Origin of the sequence: Flavobacterium sp. FlaQc-47 (assembly GCF_044006475.1) — a bacterium.
Lineage (GTDB): Bacteria > Bacteroidota > Bacteroidia > Flavobacteriales > Flavobacteriaceae > Flavobacterium.
The window spans coordinates 172,503-191,227 of the sequence record NZ_JBIPCQ010000001.1 but is presented as its reverse complement, the minus strand read 5'-3'; the positions used below and the strand labels follow the sequence as shown (position 1 = coordinate 191,227).

The window sequence follows — 18,725 nt, the reverse complement described above, 5'->3', positions numbered from 1 at the left end:
AAGTTCGCAAAGCTTTATCAATAAAACTTTGCGAACTTTGCGTAAACCTTTGCGGTCTTTGCGGTTAAAAATTATTATTACAAAAAAATCCTTCCAATGACTGGAAGGATTTTCTATATAATTGATTTCTTATTTGATTAAGAAAGTGCAGCTTTAACCTGATCAGCAGCTTCTTGAAATTGAGTAGCTGATAAAATTGGCATACCTGAATTGTCAATTAATTCTTTTGCAATTTCAGCATTTGTTCCTTGCAAACGAACGATAATTGGCACATTAATAGCATCACCCATATTTTTGTAAGCATCAACAACTCCTTGCGCCACACGGTCACAACGAACGATTCCACCAAAAATATTGATTAAAATAGCTTTTACGTTAGGATCTTTTAAGATAATTCTAAAAGCAGTTTCAACACGTTTAGCATCAGCAGTTCCACCAACGTCTAAAAAGTTAGCAGGCTCAAAACCAGCGTATTTAATTAAATCCATAGTTGCCATTGCAAGACCTGCTCCGTTTACCATACATCCTACAGTACCGTCAAGATCTACATAGTTCAATCCTACTTCTTTAGCTTCAACTTCGATAGGGTTCTCCTCACGGATATCTCTCATCTCAGCATATTTTGGTTGTCTGTATAAAGCATTATCATCGATATTTACTTTAGCATCAACAGCCATAATTTTGTTATCAGATGTTTTCAAAACCGGGTTGATTTCAAACATAGAAGCATCAGAACCAATGTAAGCATTGTATAATGAATCGATGAATTTAACCATTTCTTTGAAAGCATTTCCGGAAAGACCTAAGTTAAAAGCAATTCTTCTTGCCTGAAAACCTTGTAATCCAACAGAAGGATCAACTTCTTCAGTAAAAATTAAATGAGGAGTGTGCTCAGCAACTTCTTCAATATCCATTCCACCTTCAGTAGAATACATAATCATGTTACGACCAGTAGCTCTATTTAATAAAACAGAAACATAAAATTCAGAAGTTTCACTTTCACCAGGATAGTAAACATCTTCTGCTACTAAAATTGTGCTTACTTTTTTACCTTCAGCAGAAGTTTGAGGTGTAATCAATTGCATTCCGATAATTTGTCCTGCAATTTCTTTAACTTGTTCTAAGTTTTTAGCCAATTTAACTCCACCACCTTTTCCACGTCCACCTGCATGAACCTGTGCTTTTATCACATGCCATCCTGTACCAGTTTCGGCAGTTAATTGTTTTGCAGCTTCCACAGCTTCATCTGCACTATTAGCTACAATTCCGCGTTGAATGCGTACTCCGTAACTTGCTAAAATCTCTTTTCCTTGATATTCGTGTATGTTCATAATATAGAATTTGTCTGGTTCTGAATTTAGTTCAGAATAAAAGTGCGACAAAAATAGCAAAATTCAACTTAATAGTAAAATGTTTTTCAATTAAAAAACAAGTCCTTCAGATATTCCTGTATTATTATATTTCAGAGAAAAGTAATCGTTAAACTATTGCATGCAAATTGTTAACTAAAAAACACTATTTCGTTTGAAATTTAACAAAAACCCCAATGATTTCAATAGCTCAGAAAGGACTTTCGCGAATATAATTCAAAACATATTGTGATTTCATCATTTTGCAATGCTTTCTACGAAATTATTATCATTTAAGAACTGTTTTTCTAATATTACAACAAAAATGAAAGCCAAATTACAATTTCAATACATTATGTTTAACGAAATCTCTATTTTTGTAGAAAAAATATCAAGAATGAAAGTTAAAGAACAAGGGCTTTATTTGCCTGAATTTGAACACGACAATTGTGGTGCAGGATTTATTTGTAATTTGAATGGTATTAAATCAAACGATATTATTCATAAAGCATTGGATATCTTAATAAAATTGGAACATCGTGGTGCCGTTAGTTCTGATGGAAGAACTGGAGACGGAGCTGGAATTTTATTTGACATCCCGCATGCTTTTTTTAAAAAAGTATGTGATTTTGAAATCCCTGAAACGCGTGAGTATGCAGTAGGAATGGTTTTTTTACCAAAAAGCAAAAACCAGGTTTCTTTTTGTATCAACGCTTTCGAATCAACAATTAAAGATCAGAATTTAAAGATCTTAGGTTGGAGAGATGTACCTGTTGAAGCCGAAAATTTAGGGCAGATTGCCGCAGAAAAAGAACCAACAGTTAAACAGGTTTTTGTTAGCAAGAACGGTCAGGATTTAACTGAACAAGAATTTAATGCAAAACTTTTTGCAGCTAGAAAAATTGCTGAACATGCGGTAAGAGGATCTAAAACCTCTGAAAGTCACATGTTTTATTTCTCTAGTTTATCGACAACTACCATAATATATAAAGGTCTATTGATGCCGGAAGACATCAGCCGTTATTATGTTGACTTAAAAGATCCCGATTTAGTGACTCGTCTGGCGTTAGTGCACCAGCGTTTCTCAACCAATACTTTCCCCTCATGGGAGTTAGCGCAGCCGTTTAGATACATGTGTCATAATGGTGAAATCAATACACTTCGCGGAAACGTGAGCCGTATGCGTGCTCGTGAAGAATTAATGGAAAGTAAAGTTTTCGGAAATGATATAAAAAAATTATTCCCAATTATCCTGGAAGGAAAATCAGATTCTGCTTCTATGGATATGGTGGTGGAACTTTTATTAATGACAGGTCGTTCATTGCCTGAAGCGATGATGATGGTGGTTCCTGAAGCTTGGGAAAAACACCAGACGATGAGCGAGGAAAAGAAAGCATTCTACGAGTTTAACGCTTGTATCATGGAACCTTGGGATGGTCCGGCTTCGATTCCGTTTACAGATGGTAACGTAATTGGTGCGCTTTTAGACCGTAACGGATTGCGTCCTTCTCGTTATACCTTAACAAAAAGCGGATTCGTAATCATGTCATCAGAAATTGGTGTACTTGATATTGAACCGGAAGATGTAATACAACACGGTCGTCTTGAGCCGGGAAAAATGTTCCTTGTGGATATGAACGAAGGCCGTATTATTGAAGATGATGAAATTAAAAAAGCAATTGTAACAAAACGTCCGTACAAGGAATGGATTGACGCTAACTTGCTGCCATTATCTAAAATTCCATATACCAATAATCCAACTCCTGTTGAGAAACTTGATTTTGTGACAAGACAAAAATTATTTGGTTATACAATTGAGGATTTAAAAACAATCATTAACCCAATGGGAGCTCAGGGCGCTGAAGCTATTAGCTCCATGGGTAACGATACGCCATTAGCCGTTTTATCAGAGCAACCTCAATTATTGTACAACTATTTCAAGCAATTATTTGCTCAGGTTACCAATCCTCCTTTGGATGGTATTCGTGAAGAAATTATTACTGATATCAGTTTAGCGATTGGCGGAGATTTCAATATTTTTGAAATTGAATCTAAACAATGTAAAAAATTAAAAATCCAAAATCCGGTTATTTCAAATGAGGATTTAGATAAAATCAGAAATATTGATCACCCTGATTTTAAATCGGCTACGATTTCTACATTATATAAAATAGAAAAAGGAGTTAACGGTTTAGAGCGTGCGCTTGAAAAATGTGTTCAGGCAACTTTTAAAGCCGTTTCTGAAGGATGTAATATCATTATTTTATCAGACAGAGGCGTAAGTGAAGAATTAGCTCCAATTCCTATGTTATTGGCGTGTTCTTACATTCACCACTCTTTGAACATTTTACAGGTTCGTTCTAAATTCGGAATCATAATCGAATCTGCCGAACCACGTGAACCACATCATTTTGCTTTATTGTTTGGATACGGCGCAAGTGCGATCAATCCATACATGGTAAACGAAATTATTCACGATCAGGTAAATCAAGGACATATTACAGGAATAAAAGCTGATTATGCAATTGTAAATTACAACAAAGCAATCGCAAAAGGAATTCTTAAAATCATGAATAAAATTGGTATCTCGACATTACATTCGTACCGAGCTGCTCAGATTTTCGAGATTTTAGGCTTAAACAAAACTTTCACCAATAAATACTTCCCATTTACGCCTTCAAGAATTGAAGGAATTGGCTTAATGGAAGTTGAAAAAGAGGTTAAGAAACGTTTCCAAAAAGCATTTCCAAATTCTAAAATTGCAAGTTTATTGTCGTTAGAAATTGGAGGTATTTACAGATGGAGACGTGGTGGAGAAAAACACATGTTTAACCCGACAACTATTTCAAAATTACAGCAGGCAGTTCGTTTGAACAGTCCTGAAAGTTATAAAGAATACTCGGACATGGTCAATGAGCAAAGCTCAAACCTAATGACTATTAGAGGTTTATTCGAATTCAACAATTTAGACCCAATTTCTATTGACGAAGTAGAACCGTGGACTGAGATTGTAAAAAAATTCAAAACGGGTGCGATGTCTTACGGATCTATCAGTAGAGAAGCGCACGAGAATCTTGCGATTGCAATGAACCGAATTGGCGGAAAAAGTAATTCCGGAGAAGGTGGAGAAGATCCTAAACGTTTCCAGAAAGAAATCAACGGAGATTCGAGAAACAGTGCCATCAAACAAGTAGCGTCAGGACGTTTTGGGGTTTCGATCAACTATTTAACAAACGCCAAAGAAATCCAGATCAAAATGGCGCAAGGTGCAAAACCTGGAGAAGGCGGTCAGTTACCAGGCGAAAAAGTTGTGCCGTGGATTGCCGAAACCAGAAACTCTACGCCTTATGTAGGTTTGATTTCTCCTCCGCCACACCACGATATTTACTCCATTGAGGATTTATCGCAGTTGATTTTTGACTTAAAAAATGCCAATCGTGAAGCGCGTGTAAACGTAAAATTAGTTTCAGAAGTTGGAGTTGGAACCATCGCTGCCGGTGTTGCCAAAGCAAAAGCTGATGTGATCCTTATTTCAGGTTATGACGGAGGAACCGGTGCTGCACCATTAACTTCCTTGCAACACACAGGTATTCCGTGGGAACTTGGCTTAGCCGAAGCACAACAAACTTTGATCTTAAATGATTTAAGAAGCCGTGTGGTTCTGGAATGTGACGGACAATTAAAAACAGGTCGTGACGTAGCAATTGCTGCATTATTAGGAGCTGAAGAATTTGGTTTTGCTACTGCTCCACTTGTGGCTTCCGGTTGTATCATGATGAGAGCTTGTCACTTAAATACTTGTCCGGTTGGTATTGCAACTCAGGATCCTGAATTGAGAAAAAATTTCAAAGGAACTCCGGAGCACGTCATCAACTTCATGTATTTTATTGCCGAAGAATTAAGAGGAATTATGGCGCAATTAGGTTTTAGAACCTTAAAAGAAATGGTGGGTCAGTCACAAAAATTAAATGTGAACAAAGCCATCAAACATTACAAAGCAAATGGTTTAGATTTATCATCGATTTTATACAAACCGGAAAAAGCGAAAACGGTTCCTAATCACAATACAACTGAACAAGATCACAACTTAGAAAACGTATTGGATTTTGAAATTATCAAAGAAGCGATTCCGTCAATTTACAGAAAAGAAAAAACAAGAGTTACGTTTAAAATTAAAAATACAGACCGTTCTGTAGGTGCTATTTTGAGTAATGAAATCTCAAAAATATATGGCGCACAAGGTTTACCCGAAGACACTATTTTAGTTGATTTTGAAGGTTCTGCCGGACAAAGTTTTGGTGCTTTTGCAACAAACGGATTGTCGTTTAAAATTCACGGAAACTGTAATGATTATTTAGGAAAAGGTTTATCCGGAGGAAAATTGATTATCAAAGTCCCTCCTACCGCAACTTTCAAACCTGAAGAAAATATCATTATTGGTAACGTTGCCCTCTACGGAGCTATTACCGGAGAGGCTTATATTAATGGAATGGCCGGTGAACGTTTTTGTGTGAGAAATTCCGGAGCAACTGCGGTTGTTGAAGGAATTGGAGATCACGGATGCGAATACATGACTGGTGGTACAGTGGTTGTTTTAGGAAAAACAGGAAGAAACTTCGCAGCTGGTATGAGCGGTGGTGTTGCATATGTTTATGACCCGAAGCAACAATTTGATGCGACATTATGCAACATGGAAATGGTTGCTTTTGATCCTATCGAATTGGAAGATGTGACTAAATTGAGAAAACTAATCAAAAATCACTCTTTGTACACCAACAGTCCATTAGCAAAAAGAATTTTAGCAGACTGGGAAAATGAACAAAACCATTTCGTAAAAGTAATGCCAACAGATTACAAAAAAGCATTACAACGAATTGCAGAAGAGAAATCCCTCCAACTCCCAAAGGGAGAGCTTGTGGAAGAACTTGCTAACAACTAAAATATTAAAAAAATAAATAATTTCATTCCCATTTAGCTTCCCCTCCTTTGGAGGGGACTGAGGGGAGGATAAATTTTAAGTCATGGGTAAAATAGGCGGATTTAAAGAATATAGCAGAGCCGACGAAAGTAATCTTGCAGTAGCAGAACGTGTTTCCAACTACAACGAATTTACTATTCCGTTATCTGAAGAAAAGAAAAAAGAACAAGGGTCAAGATGTATGGATTGTGGGATTCCTTTTTGCCACAGCGCTTGTCCGTTAGGAAATTTAATTCCTGACTTCAACGATATGGTGCATCAGGAAGAATGGCAAAGTGCCTTAGCGATTTTACAATCTACTAATAACTTTCCGGAATTTACAGGTCGCTTATGCCCTGCTCCATGTGAGAAATCATGTGTATTGGGAATCATAAAAGAACCGGTTGCAATCGAAAACATCGAGAAAAATATTATCGAAAGAGGTTTTGACGAAGGCTGGATCAAACCACAACCGCCATTATCAAGAACAGGAAAAACAGTTGCCGTTATTGGTTCCGGTCCTGCAGGTTTAGCAGCTGCGCAACAATTAAACAGAGCCGGTCACACGGTTACTGTTTTTGAAAGAGACAATGCTATTGGAGGTTTATTACGTTACGGAATTCCGAATTTCAAATTAGAAAAAGGAATTATCGACAGACGTGTATTAATCCTTGAAGCAGAAGGAATCACTTTTAAAACTAATGTAAATGTTGGTGTAAACTTTAGCATAGCCGAATTAAATTCTTTCGATTCAATCGTATTATGCGGTGGAGCAACAGAAAGAAGAAGTTTGCCAACGAAAGGAATCGAAAGCAAAGGCGTTGTTCAGGCAATGGATTTCCTTACGCAACAAACTAAAGTTTTATACGGAGAATCAATTCCGGATCAGGTTAAAGCAACTGGAAAAGATGTAATTGTAATTGGTGGTGGTGATACAGGTTCTGACTGTGTTGGAACTTCAAACCGTCACGGAGCAAAATCGGTTACTAATTTTGAGATTTTACCAAAACCTCCGGTTGGAAGAAGCGAATCAACTCCTTGGCCTTTCTGGCCATTGCAGTTAAAAACTTCGTCTTCTCACGAAGAAGGCTGCGACAGAAACTGGTTAATCAATACTAAAGAATTTATATCTAACAGTAAAGGAGAACTAACAGGATTAAAAACTGTTGAAGTACAATGGAAAATGACTCCGGGTCAACGTCCTGAATTAATCGAAAAAGAAGGTTCTGAGAAAATATGGCCGTGCGATTTGGCTTTATTAGCTTTAGGATTTACAGGTCCGGAAAAAACGTTAAGCGAGCAATTAGGTCTTGAAGTTGATATGAGAAGCAATTATAAAGCAAAAAATTATCAAACGAATGTTCCTCATATTTTCACCGCCGGTGATATGCGCCGTGGACAATCTTTGATTGTTTGGGCAATTTCTGAAGGTCGTGAAGCGGCAAGAGAAGTCGATTTGTTCTTAATGGGTTCTACCAACTTGCCAACCAAAGGAAACGGAGATTTACCGAGTTTGTAGGTTTTTAAGTTTCTAAGGTACTAAGTCGCTAAGGTTCTGAGTTTTTATGCTTGGGAGTTTAGCGGCTTTTTTTTGCAAAAATTTAGCCCACGGATTTGACAGATTAAAACAGATTTACCGGATTTTTTTTATCTTTAATTAAAAATCTGTGCTCATCCGTTTCATCCGTAGAATCTGTGGGCTAAACGTTTTACAAAAATTCGAAATAAGTTGCTTTTTGTTTAAAAACAAACATTTTGTTACAATTTGTTATTTTTCTACAAAAAATTTGTCGTTACTCAAAAGTGTAATAACTTTGCTTAAAATAGTTTAAAAATGCAAGCAAAAGATTTACTGCAGTTAGCAGACCAATTTGGAAGTCCATTATATGTTTATGATGCCGAAAAAATCCAATCTCAGTACAACAGGTTAACTAAAGCTTTCTCTAAGGTAGAAAACTTAAGAGTTAATTACGCCATGAAGGCATTGTCAAACGTTGCGATTCTTCAGTTATTAAAGAACATGGGATCTGGTTTAGATACTGTATCAATTCAAGAAGTTTTATTGGGACTTCATGCTGGCTATGAACCTGAAAAAATCTTTTTTACACCAAACGGAGTTTCTCTTGAAGAAATCGAAGAAGTTGCCGCAATGGGTGTACAAATCAATATTGATAACTTATCTATTCTGGAGCAATTCGGAACAAAATATCCACAAATACCGGTATGTATTCGTATCAATCCACACGTAATGGCGGGAGGAAATGCAAATATTTCTGTTGGACATATCGATAGTAAATTTGGAATTTCGGTACATCAAATTCCGCATATATTGCGAATTGTCGAGAATACAAAAATGAGCATCGTAGGAATTCATATGCACACAGGATCTGATATCCTTGATATCGAAGTATTCTTGTATGCTGCCGAAATCTTGTTTGATACCGCAAAACACTTCAAAGATCTTGAGTTTTTAGATTTCGGAAGTGGATTTAAAGTTCCTTACAAAAAAGACGATATCGAAACTGATATTGAAGAATTAGGTAAAAAATTATCAAAAAGATTCAACTCTTTCTGTGCAGAATACGGCAGAGATTTGACATTGATTTTCGAACCTGGAAAATTCCTTGTGAGCGAAGCAGGTTTCTTCTTAGCAAAAGTAAACGTAGTAAAACAAACAACCTCAACAGTTTTCGCAGGAGTTGATAGTGGTTTCAACCACTTAATCCGCCCGATGTTTTACGGTTCACAACATTATATCGAAAACATCTCAAACCCAAAAGGAAAAGAGCGTTTTTACTCTGTTGTAGGATATATTTGTGAAACAGATACTTTCGCCAATAACCGAAGAATTTCGGAAATTACCGAAGGGGATATTCTTGCTTTCAGAAACGCCGGAGCATATTGTTTCTCAATGGCATCCAACTACAATTCAAGATACAAACCAGCCGAAGTTTTATGGAAAGACGGAAAAGGAATCTTAATTCGCCAACACGAAACATTTGAAGATTTGCTTAAAAATCAAATTCCGTTGCCACAAGAAGTTGCTGCAACAGTTTAAAATAAAAAAAGAGAATATTACTAATCCCGTTTCTTAATTGAGGCGGGATTTTTTGTTTTAGATTATGAAACGTTTGTCTGGCTGAGCGGAGTCGAAGCCCCGTTTGCTAAATTACTATGCCTCTTTTTGAACCTAGACTGGACTGAAGTCCAGCCCTACAAAATAATGCGTTCCTACGGAACTTTTTAAGAGAACCGGAGGTTCGGGATATATTGTAGCTAGGGATTTTAATCCCTTGAAGCGCAAAGTAACCATAATCTTTGTCATTGCATAGAACGAAGCAACCTTACAAAATTCTGCAAATAAAATCACTGAAGTCCTGCAAAATAATGCGTTCCTATGGAACTTTTTAAGAGAACCAGAGGTTCGGAAAATATTGTAGCTGGGAATTTTAATCCCTTGAAACGCAAAGTAATCACCAGCATCTTGTGATGCAAGGAACGACGCAACCTTAATCAAGAAAGTAATTAGCAAAATCTGTTTTTATCAGCGTTTTCGCTTAGCGAATCAGTAAAATCAGCGTCTAATTTCGACGCGGATAAGAACGATTTACTTCGTAAAAACGCGGATGAAAACGGATTTGATTTGCAATAATTTTATTTTCTAAAAGCTTAACTTAATGAAATTGCGCTTAAATTAATCTTACCCTTTCTTAAAAATCAATTTCACTCAACTCAAATAAAAATATTATTTTAGCCCGGTAAATTCAATTCCCACTAAACCAAAACTTCATGAAAATTACGATTCCCCTATCGCTGTTATTTTTATTACTGAGTACAAATATATTCAGCCAAACTATCGCTGATTTAAAGCTAAAACCAAAAGAAATTCCAAAAACCTACGCTTTAAACGACGGTAATATTTGTGTTTCTGTTCAGGCCTGCAATTTTTATACTGATATTGAAACCTATAGTACAATTGTTGGAACGGTAAAAAACAAAGCTATTCAAAGTTTTAAGAGTAAAACAGATCGTGGATCAATCATGTATTTTGAATTTGAACATACCTTTAAAGGTGACAGATTTCTGCAAGGTTTGTTGTGGGGAAAAGACGGTCAGCCAACAGATGAACATCCGGAAGAATATCTTGCAAAAGGAAAATTTCTAGTAATCTGGAGTTTTCGTCCGGACAGCACGATCAAAGAAAAATCGGAAACTAAAATAGAAGCAATTTTGCAATAAGAGAAACTATCCTTTTTCATTTCAAACTTTGGAGCAACAACAATAATCAAAAGAACAATTCTAAAATTCCGTTTCATTCTTTTAAGTAACTTTGCAAAAAAATAATCTAATGAAACCTCAAATCCGAATCCTTTTTTATTCCATACTATTTTTTCTATATCTTTCTTCGACTTCGCTTTTACTTACACTGGCGGAAAAATTAGCAACCGATCCTTTTAAAACTTTAGGTTGCGGTTTTGCTGTATTAAATATTATCTATGCTTTTTTCGCACTAAAATGGAACGTTTTATTAAATATAGTTTGTTCTATTGCAATTGCAGCTTTGGCGTTGTTTTTAGCAATGAAGTTTGGCGATTTGCATTTGTTTTCAAACCTAGATCCTTATGGTATTAAAACTGCAATAATGGCAAATGCAGTATTTTCTATTTTGTTTTGGGAAATTGTATATCAGATAAAATGGAAAATTAATTCTAAGATTTAATTGAAATTTATAATTCCATAGTGTCAGAAATAAGCGTATTGTACCTTTTTAAAACCACTTAAAATAGTATCGTACCAAAAAGAACATGTGTTTTACCGATCCTTATTTTGAAAGAGGTTTTTTAAATACCTTTGAATTATGAGCACAGCAACCAAACCCAAACACATTGGCAGAAACATAAGCCGAATCAGAGAACTTCGAGGAATAAAACAAGAAGCGCTTGCCGAAGCTATTGGAATAAGCCCGCAATCTGTTTCTAATATTGAAGGAAGTGAAGATGTTGAAACTAAAAAACTGCGAGAAATAGCAAAAGTTCTTGGAGTTACACCAGAAGCAATTGAAACTTTTTCAGAACAAACTGTTTTTAGTTATTTTAATAACTTTTATGATCATAGTTCAAATCATAATCAGATAAATGGTCCTAATAACTATTGTACCTTCAATCCTATTGATAAAGTTGTTGAACTTTACGAGCGTTTAGTTAAGCTTGAAAAAGAAAAAATAGAATATTTAGAAAATATAATAAAAGCAAAGTAATATTTTACGAAATACAATTTCTTATAAAAAATGCGCAAAAGTCTCCAGACATTTGCGCATTTTTTTGTTGATAATAAACAAGCACATTTCCGTTTGGCAAGAAGATTAACAGGATTGCAAATTCTATTTTGTATTCACAACATTTCTTTCAAACCAATTTCGTGAATTATCAATCATTTCCTTCCCATATTGTTTATTCATGGTATCATAAACCCATTGTAGGTTTTTTTCCTGCAATGAATGTTTTATTTTATTTTCGGTTTCGATCATCGCGAGGTGAATTGCACAATAATTGCCTTTTTTCCACGGGAGATTTTCCTTATCCATCAGGATACAATTGTCCCGGATATTGTTGCATTCAAAAAACGAAATCTCACCTTCAACAGCAAGTACAATATCTAAAAAAGTTATTTCATTGGCGGTTTTTGCCAATTTATAACCTCCTTTTACACCAATATTCGATCGCACAATTCCTGCCTTTTTAAGTTTGGTAAAAGCCTTTGCCAGATACGTTTCGGATATATTTTGAAACTTTGCCAAATCGCGTACCGTAATCGTACTATCTTTTGGGTTATCAATCAAATAAACCAAAGAATGTATCGCATATTCTACATTTTTTCCTAAAGTTGGCATAACAATGATGTTGTGAATTCCATAAATAACAAACTGATTTTAAACGGCACTTTGGCTCACATTTGGGACTTCGGGATAGGAATCTTCAAGTGCGGTTTGAACGTCTTCTGCCGGATAAATTAGTTTTGTAGTTACTTCCATTTTTATTGTTTTTCCCTCAATTCCGCTTGAAAGCAAAGTACGTTCCCAACCAGTCGTTAACATTCCGTCTTGCTGACCAAGATCAACACAAGTCACATAATCTGTGTAATTGTATGGTTTTAAAGCTTGACCAAATAAACCGTTTACAGCGTTATGTCCCGCCCATTTCCCCAAAAACATGGAGAACTGACACGCCATTACCGAACTATTTCCCTGGGAATCAACGGGAACATTTGCCACATCGCCGGCTGCCAAAACATTATGATGTTCCTCGAGCTGGAGATATTCATTTACATGCAAACGTCCTTGTTTGTCTTTTTCACCTTTAAAAAATGACGAAAGCGAACTCGCCACTAATCCTACTGTTGAAACTACTGTTTGTGATGCTATAAATTGACCATCACTTAACCTTGCGCCATTATGCGAAACTCCGTCTAAAGTAACGCCTGCGATTACAGTTATGTCTTTTGTTTTCAAGGTTTCTATGACATAATCCTGTGCTTTTTCCGAATAATAATTCCCAACTTTTTCGGCTTTTTCTATTAGTACAACCTTAAAATCAATTGGTTTTTGATGGTGATCCGCTAAAATTTTATTTGCTTTTTCCCTAATTACCGTCGCCACTTCAAGTCCGGTTAATCCGCTTCCTGCAATTACAAAAGTCGAAGCGCCATCGCCACTAAAGTTTTTCTTTGCTAATTGTACTAAATGATCTTCTAGTTTTTGAGCGCCATTAAAAGTATCTACATTAAAAGTTTTTTCAATTCCCGGAATATTTATGGCTTTTAAAACACTTCCTGATGATAAAATCAAATAATCGTAGGACAACAATCTTGTTCCGTGTTCGGTTGCAACCGTTACCTGATTTTGCTCCGTGTTTATGATTTCGGCTTTGCCAATGATAAGTTTAATATGTAATGGTTTGAAATATTTATTTAGTTCAACTCTTAAGCCTTCTAACGAAACTTCGTATAATCGCGGACGAATCGTTAAATACTCATCCCTATTTACTACAGTTACTTGTAATTCCTCTTCTTTTTTTAATTCACGACTTTGACGAATAGCACTTAAAGCACTCCAAAAACCTGCAAAACCACTTCCGATAATCAACAATTCTTTTTTCATTTTTCTTTTATAGATAATTACGATACTATTTGTCGCAAATAAACATATAATAATCTTAATTGTAATATTTTTCTTTATTTATTTTTTATTCAATATCAAAATAAATCATTTTAAACTTACAATTATTATATTTACATAAGTTTAGAATATATGAAAATTTGCCGAATTTCACTAAAATACATACACTTATAGCTATAAAAACCAAACATAGTATCGCAACAAAAAAAAGTGTTTTTTATCAATAACTATTTTTTTAAAGAATTTTAAATGCCCTTGAATTATGAGTACAGCAACTAAAACTAAACACATTGGCAGAAATATTAGCCGAATAAGAGAACTTTTCGGAATGAAACAACAAGCTCTTGCAGAAGCTATTGGCATAAGTCAACAAACTATTTCCAGCATTGAAGGAAGCGAGGAAGTTGATTTTAAAAGGCTTGTAGAAATTGCAAAAATTCTGGGAGTTACTGTTGAAGTTATTGAAAACTTTAGGGAAGAATCAGTTTTTAATTTCTTTAATAATTTTTATGATAATAGTGCTAATTCCGGTGCTCAGGGAATTAATAGTCAATGTACATTCAATGCGCTTGATAAAGTTATTGAGCTTTATGAACGTTTAGTTCAGGTGGAAAGAGAAAAGGTCGATTATTTACAAAATATAATCAAAGGGAAATAATATTCCTGATAAGATGATTTTTATCTATAAAATGCGCAATTTCTATTGCACATTTTTTTTTTGCCTTATCTGAAAAAGTCAACCCTTTATGACTTCAAGATCAATTTGATTTTTAATTTTTACGAGATCAATTATAGTCGTTATCGACCGTAATGCGTTCTGCCTTAACTACTAATAAAAACGAAATTACTAATCCAGCCCCGATAGAGCCGATATCCTCGTAATGGAATGGAGAGATAAAGGTGAAAGCGGGACAAATGGTTCTTTGAAAACATAAATTACTGCTCCTAAAATTTAAAATTCTGATTATCAAAAGGTTATTTTATGTTCTTTAAAAAGAACGAAGTCTGTAACGTTTATAAGTATTTTTTTATATTTTTAATAAAATTTAAAAGCCAAAAATTGTAATTAAAATGGCTTTGAAACTTCAAAAATCTTAAAAGTAAAATTGTAAATGGAGAATTTTAAAGAAATTAGTTTAAAAGAAGCGATCACATTAATCAACCAAAAAGAATCTGTTTTGAATGATGAAATTATTCCCGAATTAAAAGCTTTTTACGATGTAGCGGGTAAAATTGTTTTATATTCCGGAGAAACTAATCTAGAAAACCTAATAGTAGGAAATGATATCGTGCTTGTAAATGGCGATCTTAATGTTGCTGATGTAATTGAAGATTGTGACAAAGTCGATTCGTCGCTGCTGATTGTTTTAGGGAATGTGAATTGCAAAAATTTAATCACTTTGTCAAGCATGTCTTTCACAGGAGATTTAAACGCTACAAATGTAATTTTAGGAGATTCTCTTTGTGATTATGTTTTAAATGTTGGCGGTAATATTGTGACCAAAACAATCCTCGATTACGGTCATTGCATTATAGCAGAAGGTATAATTACTGCTACAGATATTTTTTCGACGAATGCTGTTGAAGATGAAAACGGAGTTATAGAGCAAAATATGGAACGTGATGAACTTATAAAGGAAATTAGCGAAGATGATGAGGAATTAGAAAGCTTAAGCAAAACAATTACTTACATAAAAAATGGCGGAGAGGTTTTCAAAATATCTTAAACTGAAAATTATAACAAAATAGTAAAGTTAAAAAAACAATAATCTTATGAAAAAATGCCTTTTTGCTTTGCTATTTTTATTATGCTTTCAACTTTCGTTTGCCCAAAATGCGAATCATTTAAACTCGGTTTTAAAACAACTTAAGTTTAAGGAAAGCCAAATAAATAAGGAACTTTTTACGGAGAAAATATTGCCTTACGATAAATCGAAAAGCGTTTTGGTGATTCCGAAATATGACGTTAATGAAAAAGATGAATATGGCAATTATTATTTTGTTTTAGATGCTTATATTATTGTGATTGATAATGCGAGCGGTAAAATCATTTATAAGGGTATTGAACCAAATGCCTGGACATCTGATGCTGTAGTGCTTTCCAGTATTTCAATTGATACGGGATTATATCTTTTAAATAAAACCACGAGAGCGTTTGGAATCAGGGTGAATTATTCCGGAAGCAGCAGACCAAATCCTTACAGCGAAACTAATTTGTCATTGTATATTATTGATAAAAATTCTCTAAAAAAAGTGCTTAAGGATTACACAATTTCAAAATCCAGCGGAGAATGGGATACTAATTGTGCCGGAGAATTTGAAGATGCTAATTCGACTTTTGATATGGATAAAACGCAAATTCACAACTTTAGTACTATTATAGTGAAAACTAAAATTGTTAAAACTGTAAACGTCCCTACAAAAGACGATTGCATCGCTAAGGAAACTATCAAAAAAGAAACTTCAAAATTAATTTTTAATGGAAAGGAATATAAATAAAGAGTCGATATCCTCCTAATGCGATGAAGATAAAGGCGAAAGCGGGACAAATGATTCTTTTAAATATAAAAATTACTGCTCCGGAAATTTAAATTGTACGTTATCTGAATTCCTATAAAAACAGATATATTTACAGCTTTAAAAGCAATAGTTATGCAAAAAATTACTTTATTGGTTTCTATATTATTTTTAGCCTTTTCGTCATGTGGTGTAAAAACTACGCAGTCGTTGTTAAGCGACGGAAATTATGACGGAGCCATAGATCGCGCTGTTGATGCACTGAAAACTAAAAAAGACTCTAAAGGAAAACAAGATTATGTGTATTTGCTGGAAAAGGCATTTGCAAAAGCGAAAGACAGGGATTTACGCGATCTTGATTTGATGATAAAGGAAGCAAACGCTGCTAACTCTGAACGTATTTATAATACTTATTTGCAGCTTAATAACCGTCAGGAAAAAATCAGACCTTTATTACCGTTGCCTTTATTGAAACTGGGCAAAAATGCTTCGTTTGCATTTGATAATTATTCAGATCAGATTGTGAGCAGTAAAAATGCACTTTCAAAATACTTATATGAAAATGCTTCGGCACTTTTAAAATCGAAAAATAAGCTGGATTTCAGAAAAGCATACGATGATTTTTTCTATCTGGAAAGTATCAATCCCGGATATAAAAACACCAAAAAACTGATGGACGATGCGCAGTTTAAAGGAACTGATTTTGTGGATGTTTATGCTAAAAATGAAACCAATATGGTGATCCCGAAACAACTTCAGGATGATTTACTGGATTTTAAAACCTACGGATTAAACGATAAATGGACGGTTTATCATAGTGTAAGACAAAAAAATGTTACGTATGATTATAGTCTGATTATCAATTTCAGACAAATTATTATTTCGCCGGAACAAATTAAGGAAAAGGAATTCATCAAAGAAAGACAGGTTAAAGATGGTGTAAAAACACTTTTGGACAGTCGCGGAAGACCTGTAAAAGATACTTTGGGCAAGGAAATAAAAGTGGACAATTACAGAACGCTTCGTGCCAACATTTATGAATTCAGACAATTTAAATCATGTCAGGTTACTGCAAAAGTGGATTACGTTGATGCAAAAACAAGTCAATTACTGCAATCGTTTCCGGTAACAAGTGAATTTATTTTCGAAAATATTTATTCAACTTACAAAGGCGACAAAAGTGCTTGTGAGGATAATTATATGACGTATTTTAATAAACGCGCCGTGCCTTTCCCAAACAATGAACAAATGGTTTTTGATACCGGCGAAGATTTAAAGGCGAGACTTAAAGATATTATTGTCAGGAATAAGTTTAAGGGTTAAACAATATTTGCCTTAAAATTTGTTCCTATTCTGAAAAAAGTAAAACTTAATTCCATATCAAAATGAAAAGTAAAATCCTGATTACCTTAATTATATTTTGTTTTATAAGCTGTAAAAATTCTGACAAAGTCGAAAGAGAAAATCAGCCTGATATTTATGATGTTAAAAGTACTGATAACGAAATGAATGCGGCAATCGAAAAAGCCAATCAAACCCTGACTGATTTTAATGCTGCATTACTTAATCCTGAAATTGAAGTAAAATCACTTAAAGTTAAATTCCAAAATGAAACTGATGCTGAGCATATTTGGTTAAGTGATGTAGAGTTTAAAGATGGAAAATATTCCGGAGTTTTAGACAATGAACCTGAATATATTACCGAATATAAAATTGGCGATAAAGTAAATGTTGATTCTAAAAACATTAGCGACTGGATGTATATTGACAACGGAAAACTGTATGGCGGTTACACTATAAAAGTATTACGAAACAGAATGTCTGAAGACGAAAAAAAACAATTTGACGCCGAAAGCGGCATGCAGATTGATTAAAAAAAAATTGTAAGGTCTATGATTTTATTTCTGAATATCTGTTTTGCATTACAGCTTCATTCCTTAAAAATATTATCAAAATTACAGACTTAAATAAAAAGAGAATTGCTGAAGTTTGGCTATATTTTAAGGAATTCCGTTTCAATTGAAGCGGGATTTTTTTTGTATTTTCGTGTAAGAGAAAATATTCTCTGTATTTTTAAACATTAGTACAAGCCAAAATTAAAATCTCTCAACAACTATTATGACTGACATACAAACGCTATATCAAAAAGCAATAAAATTCGCCGCAAAAAGACACGCAGATATCAATCAATTAATTCCGGGAACTAACATACCCTACGTTGTGCATTTAAGCAATGTAGCCATGGAAATTTTAGTTGCTTCGCAAAATACCAAACAATTCAATGCGCAATTTGCAGTTCAGGTGGCTTTACTTCATGACATTTTAGAAGATACTACAACTACATTTGAAGAACTTTCGCAGGAATTTAGCCCGGAAATTGCCGAAGCTGTCCTGGCATTGACAAAGAATGCCGAAATCCCTAAAGAAAACAGAATGACCGATAGTCTGAACCGAATCAAAAAATTATCAAAAGAAGTCTGGGCTGTAAAATTAGCAGACAGAATAACCAATTTACAAACTCCGCCACAACTTTGGGGTGTAGAAAAAATTAAGGAATACCAGAAAGAAGCGGTCCAAATATCAAATGCATTAAAAGGAAGTAATGATTTTCTTGAAAAAAGACTTCAGGAAAAAATAATCGCCTATTTAGAATATTGTGTGACTTCACATAATCAAAATTAGACTATTAGCGCACAAACTTTTTCGAGATTTATATGTGAATCCAAAT

Annotated in this window: 15 protein-coding genes; 12 read left to right on the top strand and 3 right to left on the bottom strand. The window is 34.5% G+C overall.

All coding sequences use genetic code 11. The features are described 5' to 3' along the window. Window positions 1-137: 137 nt before the first annotated feature. On the bottom strand, window positions 138-1,331 hold the full coding sequence (gene sucC, locus ACHRVX_RS00610) for an ADP-forming succinate--CoA ligase subunit beta (protein ID WP_395327780.1): 1,194 nt from the start codon (window positions 1,329-1,331) through the stop codon (window positions 138-140). Between the two features lie 415 nt (window positions 1,332-1,746). On the opposite strand from sucC, the gene gltB reads away from it, so the two are divergent. From gltB to ACHRVX_RS00580, 6 genes are all read left to right on the top strand, one after another. Next, complete coding sequence (gltB, locus tag ACHRVX_RS00605; RefSeq protein ID WP_395330267.1) at window positions 1,747-6,288, top strand: glutamate synthase large subunit; 4,542 nt, start codon at window positions 1,747-1,749, stop codon at window positions 6,286-6,288. Between the two features lie 82 nt (window positions 6,289-6,370). Next, on the top strand, window positions 6,371-7,825 hold the full coding sequence (locus ACHRVX_RS00600) for a glutamate synthase subunit beta (protein WP_395327777.1): 1,455 nt from the start codon (window positions 6,371-6,373) through the stop codon (window positions 7,823-7,825). A 315-nt stretch (window positions 7,826-8,140) separates the two neighbouring features. After that, the gene (gene lysA / locus ACHRVX_RS00595) at window positions 8,141-9,364 is read left to right on the top strand and encodes a diaminopimelate decarboxylase (protein ID WP_395327774.1); all 1,224 of its coding nucleotides are present in this window, start codon (window positions 8,141-8,143) and stop codon (window positions 9,362-9,364) included. A 731-nt stretch (window positions 9,365-10,095) separates the two neighbouring features. After that, window positions 10,096-10,545: a hypothetical protein gene (locus tag ACHRVX_RS00590; protein WP_395327771.1), complete on the top strand. Its 450-nt coding sequence runs from the start codon at window positions 10,096-10,098 to the stop codon at window positions 10,543-10,545. Between the two features lie 109 nt (window positions 10,546-10,654). Further along, window positions 10,655-11,026 carry a hypothetical protein gene (locus ACHRVX_RS00585; RefSeq protein WP_395327769.1) on the top strand — a complete coding sequence of 124 codons (372 nt, stop codon included), beginning with the start codon at window positions 10,655-10,657 and terminating at the stop codon, window positions 11,024-11,026. A gap of 138 nt (window positions 11,027-11,164) precedes the next feature. Then, on the top strand, window positions 11,165-11,563 hold the full coding sequence (locus ACHRVX_RS00580) for a helix-turn-helix domain-containing protein (RefSeq protein ID WP_395327766.1): 399 nt from the start codon (window positions 11,165-11,167) through the stop codon (window positions 11,561-11,563). A 123-nt stretch (window positions 11,564-11,686) separates the two neighbouring features. Here the strand turns inward: ACHRVX_RS00580 and ACHRVX_RS00575 are convergent, their stop codons facing one another. Continuing rightward, window positions 11,687-12,196 carry an Rrf2 family transcriptional regulator gene (locus ACHRVX_RS00575; protein WP_395327764.1) on the bottom strand — a complete coding sequence of 170 codons (510 nt, stop codon included), beginning with the start codon at window positions 12,194-12,196 and terminating at the stop codon, window positions 11,687-11,689. 39 nt (window positions 12,197-12,235) lie between these two features. Further along, entirely contained in the window at window positions 12,236-13,462 is a 1,227-nt protein-coding gene (locus tag ACHRVX_RS00570; protein WP_395327762.1) for an NAD(P)/FAD-dependent oxidoreductase, read from the bottom strand. Window positions 13,463-13,742: 280 nt separating this feature from the next. Here ACHRVX_RS00570 and ACHRVX_RS00565 point away from each other — a divergent pair, with 280 nt between their 5' ends. From ACHRVX_RS00565 to ACHRVX_RS00540, 6 genes are all read left to right on the top strand, one after another. Continuing rightward, window positions 13,743-14,138 (top strand): helix-turn-helix transcriptional regulator, encoded by a 396-nt coding sequence (locus tag ACHRVX_RS00565; RefSeq protein ID WP_395327760.1) that lies wholly within the window; start codon window positions 13,743-13,745, stop codon window positions 14,136-14,138. Between the two features lie 454 nt (window positions 14,139-14,592). Then, window positions 14,593-15,207, top strand: coding sequence for a hypothetical protein (locus ACHRVX_RS00560; protein WP_395327757.1), 615 nt, complete (start codon window positions 14,593-14,595; stop codon window positions 15,205-15,207). 46 nt (window positions 15,208-15,253) lie between these two features. Next, window positions 15,254-15,979 carry a hypothetical protein gene (locus tag ACHRVX_RS00555; protein ID WP_395327755.1) on the top strand — a complete coding sequence of 242 codons (726 nt, stop codon included), beginning with the start codon at window positions 15,254-15,256 and terminating at the stop codon, window positions 15,977-15,979. Between the two features lie 153 nt (window positions 15,980-16,132). Then, window positions 16,133-17,320: a hypothetical protein gene (locus ACHRVX_RS00550; protein WP_395327752.1), complete on the top strand. Its 1,188-nt coding sequence runs from the start codon at window positions 16,133-16,135 to the stop codon at window positions 17,318-17,320. 62 nt (window positions 17,321-17,382) lie between these two features. Continuing rightward, on the top strand, window positions 17,383-17,871 hold the full coding sequence (locus ACHRVX_RS00545) for a DUF2314 domain-containing protein (protein WP_395327749.1): 489 nt from the start codon (window positions 17,383-17,385) through the stop codon (window positions 17,869-17,871). A gap of 244 nt (window positions 17,872-18,115) precedes the next feature. Continuing rightward, window positions 18,116-18,679: an HD domain-containing protein gene (locus ACHRVX_RS00540; RefSeq protein WP_395327746.1), complete on the top strand. Its 564-nt coding sequence runs from the start codon at window positions 18,116-18,118 to the stop codon at window positions 18,677-18,679. The last annotated feature ends 46 nt before the right edge of the window (window positions 18,680-18,725 follow it).

Coding starts and splice junctions, on each gene's coding strand:
- sucC (WP_395327780.1), bottom strand. CDS start 1,331: ATGAACATACACGAATATCAAGGAAAAGAGATTTTAGCAAGTTACGGA.
- gltB (WP_395330267.1), top strand. CDS start 1,747: ATGAAAGTTAAAGAACAAGGGCTTTATTTGCCTGAATTTGAACACGAC.
- ACHRVX_RS00600 (WP_395327777.1), top strand. CDS start 6,371: ATGGGTAAAATAGGCGGATTTAAAGAATATAGCAGAGCCGACGAAAGT.
- lysA (WP_395327774.1), top strand. CDS start 8,141: ATGCAAGCAAAAGATTTACTGCAGTTAGCAGACCAATTTGGAAGTCCA.
- ACHRVX_RS00590 (WP_395327771.1), top strand. CDS start 10,096: ATGAAAATTACGATTCCCCTATCGCTGTTATTTTTATTACTGAGTACA.
- ACHRVX_RS00585 (WP_395327769.1), top strand. CDS start 10,655: ATGAAACCTCAAATCCGAATCCTTTTTTATTCCATACTATTTTTTCTA.
- ACHRVX_RS00580 (WP_395327766.1), top strand. CDS start 11,165: ATGAGCACAGCAACCAAACCCAAACACATTGGCAGAAACATAAGCCGA.
- ACHRVX_RS00575 (WP_395327764.1), bottom strand. CDS start 12,196: ATGCCAACTTTAGGAAAAAATGTAGAATATGCGATACATTCTTTGGTT.
- ACHRVX_RS00570 (WP_395327762.1), bottom strand. CDS start 13,462: ATGAAAAAAGAATTGTTGATTATCGGAAGTGGTTTTGCAGGTTTTTGG.
- ACHRVX_RS00565 (WP_395327760.1), top strand. CDS start 13,743: ATGAGTACAGCAACTAAAACTAAACACATTGGCAGAAATATTAGCCGA.
- ACHRVX_RS00560 (WP_395327757.1), top strand. CDS start 14,593: ATGGAGAATTTTAAAGAAATTAGTTTAAAAGAAGCGATCACATTAATC.
- ACHRVX_RS00555 (WP_395327755.1), top strand. CDS start 15,254: ATGAAAAAATGCCTTTTTGCTTTGCTATTTTTATTATGCTTTCAACTT.
- ACHRVX_RS00550 (WP_395327752.1), top strand. CDS start 16,133: ATGCAAAAAATTACTTTATTGGTTTCTATATTATTTTTAGCCTTTTCG.
- ACHRVX_RS00545 (WP_395327749.1), top strand. CDS start 17,383: ATGAAAAGTAAAATCCTGATTACCTTAATTATATTTTGTTTTATAAGC.
- ACHRVX_RS00540 (WP_395327746.1), top strand. CDS start 18,116: ATGACTGACATACAAACGCTATATCAAAAAGCAATAAAATTCGCCGCA.